Source organism: Flavobacterium sp. 270, assembly GCF_004368785.1.
Lineage (GTDB): Bacteria > Bacteroidota > Bacteroidia > Flavobacteriales > Flavobacteriaceae > Flavobacterium.
In genome coordinates this window covers 298731-314543 of sequence record NZ_SODM01000007.1, presented here as the reverse complement: position 1 = coordinate 314543, position 15813 = coordinate 298731, and the positions used below count along the sequence as shown (strand labels likewise).

Genomic DNA, 15813 nt, shown 5'->3' with positions numbered 1-15813 from the left:
GCTATAATAAAACGGATAAAGCAGATTTTGATGTTTTATTATTGCATAACGGGTGTTTTAAGCCTAGCGTTTTTTATTGTGGCATTGCCAATTCTTTATCTTTTTAAAGTAAAATGGGCTTTGAACACTTGATCGAGCTGATCTTGTGTATAAAAAACCTGAAACCAATAATCGGAGGAAGGAAGGGAAGCTCCATTATAATTACCGTCCCAGCCTGCGCCCGAAGGACGAATCTGTGTTAGAAATTTACCATAACGATCAAAAATTTTGATAACAGCATTGGGCTGTTCGGCAAGATCTTTAATGTTCCAAGTGTCGTTGAAACCATCATTGTTTGGAGTGAAAAATTTGGGATATTTAAGCACATTAGCAAATAAAATTAGATTTCCGCAATTTCCTTTTATGTCCTTTATAGTGATCGCGTGTTCGCCTGAATCAACATCAGAAAAAACATTGTTGGTTTGAAAACTGCCATCGTCTAACTGATATTCATATATTCCAAATCCATTAATTACATTTGCGATAATGTCAATATCATCTTCAAAAGCATCTGTGATTGTTAAAGTTGCAATTGCAGGACTGGACTTTTCTACCGTAACGGTGGTAGAATTGTAACCACAATCGGCACCAGTTCCAGGAGAAATTTTTGTGGGGACAACAGTATAGACTCCTTCCTGAACAGCAGTATAAGAGGAGCCCGTACTTATTTTATTGCCGTTCAAAAACCAGTCAATGATGTACTCGCTTGCATTGAGTCCAGAATTCAGTTGGGCAGGAAAAAGCAATGTTCCAGTTTGGTAATCAACACAGATAACGCCATTTTTTATTGTAAAATCTTTTAATGGATAAACGGTAATATTAAAATCATCTTGAGATACACAATTTGAATTTCCCGGGGCAGCAGCATAAATATACATTTGTTGACTTTTGGTTATCTGCTCTCCCGCATTATAATGAGTTCCGGTTGCATTTGGTCCGCTGTAATACGATCCGACAGACAAAGCAGGCAATGTATAACTCTTGCAAATAGTAACATCTGGCATGCTGACTAATGTAGGCGTTGAAGAAATATTGACCTTAAAATTTTTTTCGCTTGTACAAGTGAGCCTGTTTCCAGTAATGGCATAAACATAAATAGTTTGAGAGGCTGTTAATACCGTTCCCGCCGGAATTACATTGCCTTTTCCTCCGGATACTGAATAATAATTACCTAATTTTAATGGAGGTAATGTGTAGCTGTCGCAACTATTTATAGTATCAAAATTGCCAACATCGATACCATTGATATTAATTTTAAAGAAAGTTTCGTTACTGCACCTTGCAAGATCGGGCCATTCGTTGTAGATATAAATGGTTTGGGTGGTATTTATTACGGTTCCTTCATTAATGCGATTTCCAGAACCATAAGGACCTCCGGTTTCGGTATAATATTGTCCGTTTTTTAATTTCGGAAGTTTAAAATCGCTGCAAGTCACAACATCCGTAAAACTATCAACAAGTGGCAACGGCTTGATTGTAATAACAAAACGATGTTCATTATTACATTCTGCTCCTTTAGAAAAAGTATAAATTGTTTGTGTAGCAGTAATACGAGTTCCGGCTGCTAATGGAGTTCCGCCGCCATTCGCAGCGGTAAAATAATTACCATTGGTCAATGGAGGCAATACATAACTTTCGCATTCGAGTCTATTGGCTGGTGTATCTACTAAAGGTAAAGGTTTTATAGTAATCTGGTATTTTAGATTCTCAGTACAATTGGGAGAAGTAGTAGTAACGGCATAATAATATACGGTCTGAGAATTTGTAATCACGGTTCCGGCAGGAATATTTGTGCCTTGACCACCAGGACTGTCGTAATAACCTCCGATGGCAATTGTTGGCAGTGTGTAACTGCCACATTGTGTTATCGGAATAAAACGCATCGAATTAATAATATCTATTTTGAAGGAGTTCTCATTGGTACATTTTCCATCATTAGCAAAAACATAAAGGGTTTGACTCGCTGTTATTTTATCGCCCGCATGTAAAGGCGTGCCCGAACCTGCCGATTTTGAGAAATAATTTCCGTTAATTAAAGGTGGTAATGTATAAGAATCGCAGGTTACCACATTAGCAGGTTTATCTACTAGTGGTAAAGGATTAACAATAAAAGGTACGGCAATATCCCTGCAGACCGTTCCATCAACAATGGCGTAATAATATATGGTTTGACTGGTTGTAAAAGCTGTTCCTATCGGAATAGAATCTCCTTTTCCTCCTGATTCTGTAAAAAATCCACCGACAGGTACATTGGGAACTATGTACTGACCGCAGGCTTCTTTGGCAAATCCAATTTCATAAACAAAGGTTAAGTGAAAAGTATTTTCATTGGTACAATTGTTTGGGGTTGGGCCATTGTAAATATAATAGGTTCCGGTTTTAGTAATAACGTCTCCTGCATTTAGCTTTGTTCCTGTGCCATTTGACCCAGTGTAATAATTGCCAGAAGTTATAGGAGGCAATGTATAGCTGTTACAGGCAACAACATCTGGAATATCATTTACTGGCGGCAGTGCATAAATATTAATATTAAAATCTACAACATTGTAGCAAAAAGAATTCTGAACACTTTCGACCCTTACCCAGATTGTTTGAGGTGATTGTGGTAAAGAAGTACTAAAAACCGTGGGATCTGAAATGGGATTTGTATCTGTATCTGCGGCTGTCTGACTTGTGTGATAACTTACATGGTACCCAGAAGGATTCAAACCATTTAGAATGGTGCTTTCCTGAACCGTTAAATCAACCTTAACAGTTCCAGAATTAGAATCGCAAAAACTTAAATCCGCAGGTTTTATAATAGTAATTGGAGCAGTTACCAGCAAATCAAATGAAATCAAATTATTGCAAATAGTACCAGCGTTATTTATAGGAACCGCTTTTATATATATGGTTTGATTACCGACACTTGTAAAGGAATTTAATTGATTTTGTGGTATCGATGGCCCGTTTGCATTGGCTTCTGCCAAAGAACTAAAATACAACAAAGAATATTCTGCTGGGTTAAGACCTAAAGTATTCAGGTTATTTTGAGTTAAATCATAATTATAAATACCATTTGTGTTGTAACAGGCAATTATATTCTTGGCAGGTTTTACAACCAAATCAGTAATTTTTACTTCATCTTTTATAATACAGCCAGAAAGAGTAGCAGTAACGCCGTATGTTCCCGCTCTATCTACAGTTAATGAATTGCTTGTTTGTCCGTCAATTACAGTTCCATCCAAAGTCCAGACATACGCGTAATTTCCAACTAACCCAGACCTAAGAATAATTTTTTCGTCTTGACAAATCATTCTGTCGGGCCCTAAATCCATTGCCGTCATAAAACTTCCTCCTTTTATGAAAACGGCCGAATCATAACTGCTGTCGTTGTAATCGCCAATTGCCAGCTTTATACTGTAAGTCCTGTTTGGAATTACAGTTGAAGAAGCCGTTAGCACTTTCGTTTCACCCCTCATATTTAGGGCAGACTGTGTCGGATTGGTCACGTTATAATGATCAAATAAATTCGCATTCGCAGATAAACACGAAGAATTGTACTGTTGGTCTCTAATATTCTTGATCGAAACGGGCATCGATGTACCCGGAACGACTGCAAGATTTGTGGATAATCCTGTAGTTAAATCTGTTAATATAAAAGCAAAAACATCACTAAAACCGCATTGAAATTCGCCATATTCATTTGACGCAAAAAGAAAATCAAAACTAAAATTAGAAGAAAGAGGAGTAAAGTCAAACTGAAGATAGCTGACATCTGTAATTGCAACCATCTGTCCATTGCTATCGCTGATTTCCTGTAAATCGCTGTCATTATTGTTGTTAAGTTCGCTGCTTTCATTAATTGCTGAATATGCCCCTTCCGTATATTTGGCAATTCCATTTCTAATAATGATACCTTCTGTAATCGGAAAATTTGGATTTGTATTCGTGAATTTGCCAATACCTAGATGTGATGAGAACCTAAAGTTACTTTCATTAGCACAGGCATTTTGCATTAACTCTTCCCGAACCAGCTGAGGTATGCTCAAAGTTGTAGTGTCCACTATGATTCCCTGCGATAAAGATATAGTAGAATAAAATAATAAAAATAGAAATAGAGTCGCTCTCATAATCCTGAATTTTATTAATGGGGATATTAAAGATACGAAGGATTTTTCTTAAATTAGTGATAATCAGAATTTTATTATGTTTTTTTAACGCTGTAAGAATTGAAGGTTACAAAATTTACCACAATTTTAATTTTAGAAGCAACAAGGATAACTTCATGATTTTAAAACTTTTGGTACTTACATAAAAAAATAAATTGAATATATTTTTTCCTGCTGACAAACTGTTGTCACCAGCCCATTTTACTTTTGAAGTATTAAAAATTTAAAACCTTAAAATCATGAAAACATTAGCTGCACAAGTAATTACTCCCGAAGATTTATTGAAACACTGGCAAGGTCACCGCGCCCTTACAAGACGTGTAATTGAGCTTTTTCCTGAAAAAGATTTTTTCGAATTTTATATTGGCGGAATGAGACCTTTCGCAAAATTAGCAGACGAACTTTTGGCAATTGCTGTTCCTGCGCTTAAAGGAATTGTAAATAGAGATGCTCAGCCTTACACAGAAGGAGCTGAAAAGTTGATTTTTAAAGCACAGTATCTTGAAAAATGGGACGAAGCAACAGCTGAAATCAATACATATTGGGAAAAACTATCCATTGAAGATTTTAACGAAACCTTTAATTTATTTGGACAATACGAGTTTCCGGTTATTCAGAATATTTTATATTTTATTGATAATGAAGTTCATCACCGCGGACAAGGTTATGTATATTTAAGAGCCTTAAATATTGAGCCGCCATTTTTCTGGGAAAGAGAAAGATAAAAAGCTGTTTTTAATTCTTTAAAATATTTCATTCAAAATTAAAATCAACATTATGAGCTTACAAAAATTAATGACCAATTATGCCAATTATAATGTTTGGGTAAACCAGCAATTTGTAAACTGGCTTTCTGCAAAATCTGATGAATTGCTAAATCAGGAAGTGCCTTCAAGTTATTCCAGCATTGCTAAAACGTTGTTACATATCTGGGAAACCGAAGAATATTGGTATTCGGTAATTGCAGAAACGACTTTTGAAAGAAATGAAAATGTTAATTTGAGTACGAAAGAAATATTTGAAGGGTTATTACAAAGTTCAACAAAATTGGCTGAACGTATTAAGTCATTATCAGAAGAACAATTATTTAAAGAAATTAAAATCGAAAATCCGTGGTTTCAGTGCGAACTTCCTTTAAGTGAATATTTATTGCAGGTTGTCAATCACGGTACGTATCACAGAGGACAAATTGTAACAATTGGCCGAAATATCGGAATTACAGATGCCTCAAATACAGATTATAATTTTTATAATGTGGTAAAAAACCAATAAAAATTAAAAAACTCCTCATTGATAATTCAATTGAGGAGTTTTTTTATAAAAGTCTTGCCCGGTTGATTTCAAGTAATTCTAAAGCTCTGGTTTTAAGTTTCTCTGGTTCCAGAATTTTGGCATAATCACCAAACATTAAAAACCAGCGTGGAAAACCACTATCAATATCACGGCACATAAAAGTCATTTCTATTTGCCCGTCGATTTCTTTTTCAGAAACAAAACCATGATATTTTCGTTCTGTTTCCAGATATCGTGCAATTTTCTTTTCAATCAAGATCCGAACTTTTGTTGTAGGGATCGTTTCATTTTTGTTTAAATAAGTTTCGAGCGCATCATGTTCAATAGTAAAATCAAGATCCGTTTTTTTGATGCTTTGAATTCGGTCGGTTCTAAATTGCCTGTAATCTTTTCTTAAATGGCAATAACATAAAAAATACCAATTATTGTGATCATGAAAAACGCCAACAGGTTCTAGATTTCTTTGCGTTGCTTCGTCTCTTTCGTAGGTTTTATAATGAAGGAGAATCTGTTTTTTCTCCGCAATACTTTCAAAAAGAATCGCCAGCGTATTGGGCGAATTATCATGAAACATGGGTTCGGCGGTCTGCATTACAATTCGGGATTCAATATTAGAGAGCCAGTCTTTATCGGTACTTCTCAAAACCGATTTTAATTTGTACATCGCGGCTGCATAATGATTTCCAAGAACCGGATCTGTAAATTTCTGCATCAGTTTTTCTGCCGCAATAAAGCTACTTACTTCTTCGCGGGTAAACATAACCGGTGGTAATCTGTAACCGTCCATTAAAGCATAACCAACTCCGGCTTCGCTGTAAATAGGAACTCCCGAAGCTTCCAAAGTTCGAATATCTCTGTAAATAGTTCGAAGACTACAATCAAAACGATCTGCCAATTCCTGCGCTTTTACAATTTTTTTGGATTGTAATTGAATTAGGATGGCAACAATTCGGTCAAATCGTTTTGGGGTTTCGTCGAGCATTTTTTTTCTTTTGAGGTTTAAAGATACAGAGATTCAAAGATACAAAGCTTAGCTATTTATAGAAATAAAATGCTGTTCCAAATTGGGACAGCTTTTAGGGAACTTAATTTTTTTTATACTTTTAACGCACCAAAATAAATTGATCTATGGAAGGCAAGTTAAGCTATAATCAAGTCGTAGAGTTAAGAAACAGAATGCGAAATGATACTTTTGATAAAGAGTACGAAATAAAAACTTTAATAAGATTGGGATATCATCCGGATATCGCAGCTATGTTAATAACAAATGTAGTACTTGGATTTAAAGACGAACTTGCAGAAGAAATAGAAGAAGCAAAAAAAGTGCACGGCAGAAGAGAATTTACATGGATCATTGTTCTGGCATCGAGTGTTTTTATTACTAACCTTGGAAACAACGGTCTTGTTTGTATTTTGCTTTCTTTAGTAATAGCAATTCTGGCTGGTTATTTTGGATTTCCTGAAAAACGAATACCAGCAATTGCAGGATTTGTTACAGGAACTTTTTTGATGGTGATTTTTAATTCCTATCCTATAAAAAAGGAAGAACACTATTCAAATATTTTGCTTTTAATTGAATTAGCGATTTCTTATGGTTTTGGTTTATTGGTAAAATATATTTTGTCCAGATTGATGTATTCCAACAAAAAACAATCTCGTTTTGGGGTTTCCAAAAGATCTAAATTTACAGTCATAAAATAAATCAAGGGCAAACATTGCGTAAGATGACTGCCGTGCGATTCTACAATTTTACTATCGGTTAATCATAGGTTTACATAAAAAATATATTGTTTTTTGACAGTGTTTTTATTGTTAATTTGAAAAAAATACTACTTTTAGCAAATCCTAAAATTTTAAAAAATGCCTACAGAATTAACATATCAACAAACAGAAGAATTAAAAAAAAAGTTAAGAGCCGGAACTTTTGATGCTAATTTAGAGCTTATACAATTAATCCGATTGGATTTTGATCCAATTACAGCAAAAGAACTTTTAGCAAAAGTAATTAAGAGTTATAAAGATGATCTTTATAATGAAACCAAAGAAAAAAAGGAGTTAGAAGATCGAGGGAGCATCGCTTTTGGTGTTACAATTATGACTTCAATAATGGTTGCTTTGCTGGGAGGCAATAACGGTTTGCTAATTTTAATCTCTATAGCTGTTGCTTGTGGCGCCGGTTATTACGGATATCCAAATAAACCAATTGCCGCCGTGGTAGGTTTTGCTTTTGGTGCTATAGTACTACCTTTTGCCTGCGCTTATTATCTTAGAGGTCGGGAAAGCTTCATAAATGTCGAATTACTAATCCCGATATTTATTTCTTTTGGCCCAGGTTTCCTGATAAAATATGTTTTATCAAGAATGTTGTATTCTGACGAAGACTAACCCTAAATTCAAAAATAAACATGATCGACAATTACACTTTTAACGAAACGTATAAGAGATTCGAACCACACGATAATAAATGTACCTATTGCGGAGAAGCTCATATGAGAAGTATGAATGATTGTTATTTCGTACCTCTTTTTGTAACCAATGACCGAACCAATATTGTGGTTTACAGATCTGTAAAATATTCTAAAATTTTAATCGGGATTCCGAGATGCGCATCTTGTAAAGATATTCATGAAAAAGCTTCTACTAAAGGGATATGGATAGCTGTAGGTTGTGCTATACTTTCCATTGTTTTTTTGATTTATAACTTTACAAACTTTCATCCTTTAATAACTATAGGCGGTTTTTTTGCCACTATTTTTGGAGCTGTTTTTGGAGCAAAGAAACTTACAGATACATTTATAGCGAACCAAGATATTTATACGCAACATGATGGCGCAGAAACCAATGAAGTAGTTCGGGAACTCGTTATTGCGGGCTGGTCTTTTACACAGCCTACAGCATAACAAAAAAGCTGTTTCATTTTTTGAAACAGCTTTTTTGTTTATAACAGAGATTAAGTTTTTTTGAAAAAAAGTACATCTTCACGCAACGTAAATTCATATTGTATCTCAAAATAAAACAAACAAAAAAACCTGACAACTTTCGCTGTCAGGTTTTCTCTATATTCTATTCTCTATTTTCTTTATTCTAAAATAAAACTTAATCATTCAATTTCAAAACAGCCATAAAAGCTTCTTGAGGAATCTCAACGTTTCCTACTTGTCTCATACGTTTTTTACCTTTTTTCTGTTTCTCAAGAAGTTTACGCTTACGCGAAATATCTCCACCGTAACATTTTGCGGTAACGTCTTTACGAAGTGCTTTAATCGTTTCACGAGCAATAATTTTTGCTCCAATTGCTGCCTGAATCGGAATGTCAAATTGCTGTCTTGGAATTAATTCGCGTAATTTCTCGGTCATTTTTTTACCAATATTATAAGCGTTGTCTTCGTGAATCAATGCAGAAAGGGCATCAACAGTTTGTGCATTCAAAAGAACATCCAGTTTTACCAATTTCGAAGTTCTCATTCCGATTGGAGAGTAATCAAAAGAAGCATAACCTTTAGAAACTGTTTTTAGACGATCATAAAAATCGAATACAATTTCAGCCAATGGCATATCAAAATTTAATTCAACACGCTCAGTTGTTAAATACGTCTGATTAGTAATTTGACCACGTTTTTCAATACATAAACTCATAACGTTTCCAACGAAATCAGCTTTTGTAATAATCGTAGCTTTAATATATGGTTCTTCAACTCTATCTAAACGAGAAGGTTCAGGTAAGTCAGAAGGATTGTTTACAACAAATGCAGTTTCTGGATCTTTTTTAGTGTACGCCAGATACGAAACGTTAGGAACTGTAGTAATTACAGTCATATCAAACTCACGCTCTAAACGTTCCTGAATAATTTCCATGTGAAGCATTCCTAAGAAACCACAACGGAAACCAAATCCTAACGCTGCAGAACTTTCAGGTGTAAAAACAAGCGAAGCATCATTCAATTGCAGTTTTTCCATAGAAGAACGCAAATCTTCATAATCTTCAGTATCAACAGGATAAATTCCGGCGAAAACCATTGGTTTTACATCCTCAAAACCTGTAATCATATTGGTTGTCGGCGTTTTAGCATCTGTTAGAGTATCACCAACTTTTACTTCTTTGGCTTCTTTAATTCCAGAAATTAAATAACCAACATCACCACTTGAAATTACATTTTTAGGAACCTGATTTAGTTTTAAAGTTCCAATCTCGTCAGCAAAATATTCATTGCCAGTAGCCATGAATTTAATTTTCTGCCCTTTTCTAATTTCACCATTTACAACTCTAAAGATAACTTCGATTCCACGAAACGGATTATAAACCGAGTCAAAGATCAAAGCCTGTAATGGTTCATCAGGATTTCCTTTTGGAGCAGGAATTTTTTCGATAATGGCAGCTAAAATATTTTCTACACCAAAACCAGTTTTACCAGAAGCATGAATAATATCTTCTAATTTACAACCCAGTAAATCAATAATATCATCGCTAACTTCTTCTGGATTAGCGCTTGGTAAATCAACTTTGTTCAAAACCGGAATAATTTCCAGGTCATTTTCTAAAGCCAAATATAAGTTTGAGATCGTTTGTGCCTGAATACTCTGCGCAGCATCTACAATCAAAAGCGCGCCTTCGCAGGCCGCAATAGATCGTGAAACTTCGTATGAAAAGTCAACGTGACCAGGAGTGTCAATAAGGTTCAGAATATATTCTTCCCCTTTATAAGTATATTCCATTTGTATGGCATGACTTTTAATGGTAATTCCACGCTCACGTTCCAGGTCCATGTTGTCAAGCAATTGTGCTTTTTCTTCACGAGCTGTAACGGTTTGTGTAGCGCCCAATAAACGGTCTGCCAATGTACTTTTACCGTGGTCAATGTGTGCAATAATGCAAAAGTTACGTATCTTCTTCATTTTATATATTCAATTCTCTAAACGAGTTTTTTAGTAATTTTTGGGTATGAATTTGCGCTGCTGTAAATACTTTAGAGCGTGTTATTAAGGGGCAAAGATAGCGCAAAGTTTTGGATTCTGGAATGTAGTTGTTCGATTGTTGGGATTTGAAATTTAAAATACTCTTTAAAACTCAAAATTAAATCCTTTTTCAGTCAGTTTCTTGTAGATTTCATCATCAAACTTATACAATTTTGCCGCTCTATGCGAAACATCTTGTTGTTTTTCGTCTAATGCTACGAGCAGTTTCATGTGCAAAATCTTTCTTCGGAAATTAGATTTATCCAATTCAATTCCGAGAATTTCTTCATAAAGATGCATTAATTGCAATAAAGTAAATTTTTCCGGCAGTAAATTAAAACCAATTGGCGCCTGACGAACCCTGTTTCGAAGCTGCAATAAACTAAAATCAAGGATTTCGTTATGGTCAAAAATTAAATTTGGGATTTCATTAATCTTATACCATTTTGCTTCTCTTACCGATAAACTGGCTTCAATATTATAATCTTCCCGGTTTACCAAAGTATAATAACCAATCGTTACGACTCTTCTTTCGATAACACGTTTTGGGTCTGTAAAAGCTTTTAGCTGTTCCAGATAAATATTTTCAAGGCCAGTAAGTTCATGCAAAATACGTTGTGCGGCATCATCGGCACTTTCTTCTTTTTTCAGCCATCCGCCAAGAAGTCCCCATTGCCCGACACTTTCTCCTTGTGCATGTTGTACCAAAAGCACTTCAAGACTTTCTTTGTTAAAACTAAAAATAACGCAGTCAATAGTAATTCCGTCAATGGCTGGTTTGTCAATATCTGTGGTTTTTAATGTCAATTTTTATAGAGGTATTACTAGTATGTAAATGTTATGTGGTTTTTTAAAATTCAAAATTAAATCCTTTTTCTGTTAGCTTCTGGTAAATTTCTGGATCAAACTTGTACAACTTTGCTGCCCTGTGCGAAACATCCTGTTGTTTTTCATCTAAAGCAGCTAATAATTTCATGTGCAGAATTTTTCGCCTAAAATTAGATTTATCCATTTCAACACCTAAAATTTCTTCATACAAATGCATCAATTGCAATAGAGTAAATTTTTCCGGCAAAAGATTAAATCCTAATGGCGCCTGACGAACTCTGTTTTGAAGATGTTTTAAACTATAAGCCAAAATCTCATTATGATCGTATATCAAATCCGGAATACTGTTTATTTTATACCACTGAGCGTCAGATGCAGTAAAACCTGCTTTAATATTATAATCTTCACGCTTAACCAACGCATAATAACCAATCGTAATAACGCGTCGAAGCGGGAAACGATCCGGATCTCCAAAAGCTTTTAGCTGTTCCAGATAAATATTATCAAGCCCCGTAAGTTCATTTAACAAACGATGTGCAGCATCATCTGTACTTTCTTTTTTATAAATCCATCCTCCCGGAAGACCCCATTTTCCTTTGCTGATACCTTCGCCGTGCTGTACCAAAAGTACTTCCAGACTTCCTTTGTCGAAACCAAAAATTACGCAGTCAATCGTGATTGCATTCATTGCAGTTTGTTCACTTTTAGAAGCAGACTCGTCATGTAGATTTTCGACCATATCGGATATAAATTTTGACAAATTAAATAAATAAAATCAATAGTTGCCTTTATAAGCGCTGCATAATTTTTTTAACAAACCAATTTTTTGATAATCAATGGCTTGTGTTTTAGTCTAAAAATTCAATTTAAGAATTCTCTTTCTTAAGCTACTGATTTTCAAACTGCTAATTCATTATTTTTTTTAAGTTTTTTATTTCAATTTCAATAAATGCTTTATCGTATTAACAATAATGCAGGTTCAAATATTAGAATAGAAAAAAAATTACCTTAATATTTTGCTAATATAGAAAAAATGTTTTACACTTGTAGTCAAATTAACCATAAGATAAGTTCAATTTGACTATAAGTTTAAAGAGGACAAAATTACGACTAACTTAAAATACTGCAAATGTTTTTTTTAGGAATTGATTTAGGACGCTCTTGGATGGAATTAACAGCTTTTAATTCTGTAAAAAGAATTGCAAAAAATGCTGTTATGTTAACTGATTTTGAAATGCAGACTGCAAGATCAAAATCTGAAAAAAATCTCTCAACAAATTACCAATCAGAAAATACAAACTACACAAAAATACGCCTTGTAAATAGTGACTCTCATTTACAACTACAGGCGGGAAGATTGAGATAACGTATTTATATCTCAACTCAATCGATTGAAAAATAACTAACTTAAATTTAACCAACTCTTATTTATTATGAAAAGCAAATATTGTATTAAAACAACAATGCTTCCATTTTGTATGGCGCTGTTGCTTAGCGTATTTATGATGCAGTCTAGTTTTGCCCAGGAGCAGTCTAGAGCTATAAGCGGAAATGTAACATCGGCAGATGACGGTATGGGAGTACCGGGAGCTAGTGTTGCCATACAGGGAACAAAAACAAGTACTGCAACCGATTTTGACGGACTTTATAAATTGGAAGCAAAAACGGGTGACGTATTAGTAATCAGTTTTATGGGTTACAAAACACAGAAAGTTACTGTTGGAACTCAAAAAGTAATCAATGTTGTACTACAGACAGAAACAGCAGAGCTTAAAGAAATTGTGGTTATCGGTTACGGTACACAAAAGAAAAAGGTAAATACTGCAGCAACATCTTTAGTTTCTGGTAAAGACATTCAGCAAGTTGCAACTCTGGATGTTGTAAATGCTTTACAAGGTCAGGCAGCAGGTGTAAATGTTACCTCAACGTCTGGACAGCCGGGAGCAGGAATGGCAGTAAACATTCGTGGAGTAGGAACAGCAGGAAACAACACACCACTTTATGTGGTTGATGGTGTTGTTGTTGATAACGGAATCGGGTATCTTGATCCGTCTTCTATAGAAAGAATCGACGTTCTTAAAGACGCCTCTGCAGGTTCTATCTACGGAGCTAGAGCGGCAAACGGTGTTATTTTGGTAACGACTAAAAAAGGAAAAGAAGGAAAAATTAATGTGGCATTTAATAGTTACACCGGTTTTCAGCAAGTAGCTAAAAAACTGGATTTATTAAACACACAAGAGTACACAACCATTATGAATGAGGCTCGTGTAAATTCTGGTCTTACACCATTATACACACAAGCCCAAATTGCCGGACTTCCAAATCATGACTGGCAGGACGATTTGTTTAAAGATGGTGCATTAAAACAAAATCACTCACTTACCATTAGCGGAGGCGATAAAAAATCTACAATTGCAACCGGAATTTCGTATTACGGACAAGAAGGAATGATTGGTGCTGCAACAAATCAGTCTCAATATGACCGTGTTACTTTTAGTGTAAATTCAACTTCAGAAGTAATTGAAGATCATTTAAAAATTGGAGAAAACTTCTCTTTTGCTAATATCAAAAGTTCTGGTGTAGCAGATCAGGGAATTTACAGTAATGCGATCAGAAGCTTTTTAAACGCTGCGCCAATTGATGCGGCTTATGATGCCAATGGAGGTTTTGCTCATTCTTCAATCTCAGCAGACATCAGTAATCCTTTAGGATCATTATACTACAATAACTTTAATGAAACAAAATCAAACCGTTACGTAGGGAACATTTTTGCAGAATTAAAGTTCTTAAAGAATTTTACCTATAGAACGAGTTTTGGTGTAGATATGTCAGACAGTAATTACCGTTCATTCAAGCCGGTTTATTCTCTTTCTTCAAACGATAATAACACCGTTTCCAGCGTAACTCAAAATGCAACTAAATCTTTAGGTTGGATTTTTGAAAACACTTTACAATACAAAGCAACTTTAAACGGAGTTCATAATTTTGATGTTTTATTGGGTACTTCTGCCAAAAAAAATACTTCTGATTTTATGGAAGGAACAGGTAAAAACCTAACTTTTGATGATTTTGCACATGCCTATTTAAGCAATGCTACAGATCAGACATCAAATACAGTAAAAGGAAATCGTGCAGATTACGGAATTCAATCTTATTTCGGACGTTTATTGTATGATTACAACAACAAATATTTATTTACCGCAACTTTAAGAAGAGACGGTTCGTCAAACTTTGCTTCTTCAAACCGATACGGATATTTCCCTTCTGTTTCTGCAGGTTGGAATGTTGACAAAGAAAGTTTCTTCAAAGAAAATAAAGTTTTAAACACCTTAAAACTAAGAGCAAGCTGGGGACAAAATGGTAACGACCAAATTCCTGCTTTTTCTTATATGTCAACCATTAGTTCATACAATAAAAACTACCACTTTGGTACAGGAACAGAAACATTGCAAACAGGAGCAAGCCCAGATCAGCTTTCAAATCCTGACTTAAAATGGGAAACTTCAGAGCAGTTAGATTTTGGTTTTGATGCAACATTGTTCCATAATTTTAATCTAACGTTTGATTATTACGATAAGAAAACAAAAGACTGGCTAGTTCTGGCTTCTATTCCGGTTTATGCAGGTGCAACAGCTCCTTATATCAACGGGGGAGATATTCAAAATAAAGGTGTTGAGCTTGCATTAGGATATCACACAAAAATTGGAGAAAACTGGAATTTTGCTGTAAATGCGAATATTTCTCATAATGAAAACAAAGTAATCAGAGTTGCCAACAGTGAAGGAATCATTCACGGAGATCCAAACTTATTGTTTCAGGGAACAGATGAGTTAAATCGTGTTGAGGTTGGACAGCCAATTGGTTATTTCTACGGATTAAAAACAGCTGGAATTTTCCAAAATGCTGCCGAAGTTGCAGCAAGTGCACAACCTGCAGCACAGCCGGGAGACGTTCGTTTTGTAGATTTAAACGGAGATGGAAAAATCGATGCTAATGATAAAACGAAAGTTGGAGATCCAAATCCTGATTTTACTTATGGTTTAAATTTTGACTTGTCGTACAAAGCATTTGATTTTAGCATTAATACGTATGGCGTTTCTGGAAGCCAAAATGTTTTCGGAATTCACGATCCAACTCGTGGTTACACCAATTATACTACTGATATCTTAAACAGATGGACTACAGAAGGAAGTTCTAACAGAGTTCCAAGAGTAACTTACGGAACAGATTCTAATGGAAATTACACTAAGTTTTCTGATTTGTATGTTCAAAATGCAGATTTCTTCAGAATCAAGAATGCAACTTTGGGCTGTGACTTAACAAAGCTGACCAGCAAATTGAGTTTCTTCAGCAAATTCAGATTGTATGTTGCGGCTAATAACCTTTACACCTTTACAAAATACAAAGGTATGGATCCTGAAATTGGTTTTGGAAACACGGCCAGAGACAGCAACGGTAACTTAACACAACCGTGGGCAAAAGGAATCGACGTAGGATATTATCCACAGCCAAGAACATACATGATGGGTCTTAATGTTAACTTTTAAAT

12 protein-coding genes are annotated in these 15813 nt (G+C 34.9%); 7 read left to right on the top strand and 5 right to left on the bottom strand.

Features of this window, described 5'->3' with window-relative positions:
• Positions 1-95: 95 nt before the first annotated feature.
• Entirely contained in the window at positions 96-4151 is a 4056-nt protein-coding gene (locus EV144_RS22635) for a T9SS type B sorting domain-containing protein (protein ID WP_134151410.1), read from the bottom strand.
• Between the two features lie 278 nt (positions 4152-4429).
• Here EV144_RS22635 and EV144_RS22630 point away from each other — a divergent pair, with 278 nt between their 5' ends.
• Entirely contained in the window at positions 4430-4915 is a 486-nt protein-coding gene (locus EV144_RS22630) for a DinB family protein (RefSeq protein ID WP_134151409.1), read from the top strand.
• Between the two features lie 52 nt (positions 4916-4967).
• Positions 4968-5462, top strand: a complete 495-nt coding sequence (locus EV144_RS22625; RefSeq protein ID WP_134151408.1) for a DinB family protein — start codon at positions 4968-4970, stop codon at positions 5460-5462.
• 43 nt (positions 5463-5505) lie between these two features.
• Here EV144_RS22625 and EV144_RS22620 read toward each other — a convergent pair whose 3' ends face one another.
• The gene (locus EV144_RS22620; protein ID WP_134151407.1) at positions 5506-6465 is read right to left on the bottom strand and encodes a helix-turn-helix transcriptional regulator; all 960 of its coding nucleotides are present in this window, start codon (positions 6463-6465) and stop codon (positions 5506-5508) included.
• Between the two features lie 146 nt (positions 6466-6611).
• Between EV144_RS22620 and EV144_RS22615 the strand changes: the two genes are divergently transcribed.
• The 3 genes from EV144_RS22615 (at position 6612) to EV144_RS22605 (ending at position 8383) form a co-directional block, all read left to right on the top strand.
• Positions 6612-7184, top strand: a complete 573-nt coding sequence (locus tag EV144_RS22615) for a hypothetical protein (RefSeq protein WP_134151406.1) — start codon at positions 6612-6614, stop codon at positions 7182-7184.
• A gap of 159 nt (positions 7185-7343) precedes the next feature.
• Positions 7344-7868: a hypothetical protein gene (locus EV144_RS22610; RefSeq protein WP_134151405.1), complete on the top strand. Its 525-nt coding sequence runs from the start codon at positions 7344-7346 to the stop codon at positions 7866-7868.
• 20 nt (positions 7869-7888) lie between these two features.
• Positions 7889-8383, top strand: coding sequence for a hypothetical protein (locus EV144_RS22605; protein ID WP_134151404.1), 495 nt, complete (start codon positions 7889-7891; stop codon positions 8381-8383).
• Between the two features lie 196 nt (positions 8384-8579).
• Here EV144_RS22605 and lepA read toward each other — a convergent pair whose 3' ends face one another.
• The 3 genes from lepA to EV144_RS22590 form a co-directional block, all read right to left on the bottom strand.
• Positions 8580-10376 (bottom strand): translation elongation factor 4, encoded by a 1797-nt coding sequence (lepA, locus tag EV144_RS22600; protein WP_089057147.1) that lies wholly within the window; start codon positions 10374-10376, stop codon positions 8580-8582.
• A gap of 165 nt (positions 10377-10541) precedes the next feature.
• Positions 10542-11243: an NUDIX hydrolase gene (locus EV144_RS22595; protein WP_134151403.1), complete on the bottom strand. Its 702-nt coding sequence runs from the start codon at positions 11241-11243 to the stop codon at positions 10542-10544.
• A gap of 43 nt (positions 11244-11286) precedes the next feature.
• Positions 11287-12003 carry an NUDIX hydrolase gene (locus EV144_RS22590; protein WP_134151402.1) on the bottom strand — a complete coding sequence of 239 codons (717 nt, stop codon included), beginning with the start codon at positions 12001-12003 and terminating at the stop codon, positions 11287-11289.
• A 390-nt stretch (positions 12004-12393) separates the two neighbouring features.
• Here EV144_RS22590 and EV144_RS22585 point away from each other — a divergent pair, with 390 nt between their 5' ends.
• Entirely contained in the window at positions 12394-12630 is a 237-nt protein-coding gene (locus EV144_RS22585) for a hypothetical protein (RefSeq protein WP_134151401.1), read from the top strand.
• A gap of 67 nt (positions 12631-12697) precedes the next feature.
• Entirely contained in the window at positions 12698-15811 is a 3114-nt protein-coding gene (locus EV144_RS22580; RefSeq protein ID WP_134151400.1) for a SusC/RagA family TonB-linked outer membrane protein, read from the top strand.
• Positions 15812-15813: the final 2 nt, after the last annotated feature.

Excerpts from the sequence above, each read along its gene's own strand:
- lepA (WP_089057147.1), bottom strand. The coding sequence starts at position 10,376 with ATGAAGAAGATACGTAACTTTTGCATTATTGCACACATTGACCACGGT.
- EV144_RS22605 (WP_134151404.1), top strand. The coding sequence starts at position 7,889 with ATGATCGACAATTACACTTTTAACGAAACGTATAAGAGATTCGAACCA.
- EV144_RS22620 (WP_134151407.1), bottom strand. The coding sequence starts at position 6,465 with ATGCTCGACGAAACCCCAAAACGATTTGACCGAATTGTTGCCATCCTA.
- EV144_RS22615 (WP_134151406.1), top strand. The coding sequence starts at position 6,612 with ATGGAAGGCAAGTTAAGCTATAATCAAGTCGTAGAGTTAAGAAACAGA.
- EV144_RS22610 (WP_134151405.1), top strand. The coding sequence starts at position 7,344 with ATGCCTACAGAATTAACATATCAACAAACAGAAGAATTAAAAAAAAAG.
- EV144_RS22590 (WP_134151402.1), bottom strand. The coding sequence starts at position 12,003 with ATGGTCGAAAATCTACATGACGAGTCTGCTTCTAAAAGTGAACAAACT.
- EV144_RS22625 (WP_134151408.1), top strand. The coding sequence starts at position 4,968 with ATGAGCTTACAAAAATTAATGACCAATTATGCCAATTATAATGTTTGG.
- EV144_RS22630 (WP_134151409.1), top strand. The coding sequence starts at position 4,430 with ATGAAAACATTAGCTGCACAAGTAATTACTCCCGAAGATTTATTGAAA.
- EV144_RS22580 (WP_134151400.1), top strand. The coding sequence starts at position 12,698 with ATGAAAAGCAAATATTGTATTAAAACAACAATGCTTCCATTTTGTATG.
- EV144_RS22585 (WP_134151401.1), top strand. The coding sequence starts at position 12,394 with ATGTTTTTTTTAGGAATTGATTTAGGACGCTCTTGGATGGAATTAACA.
- EV144_RS22635 (WP_134151410.1), bottom strand. The coding sequence starts at position 4,151 with ATGAGAGCGACTCTATTTCTATTTTTATTATTTTATTCTACTATATCT.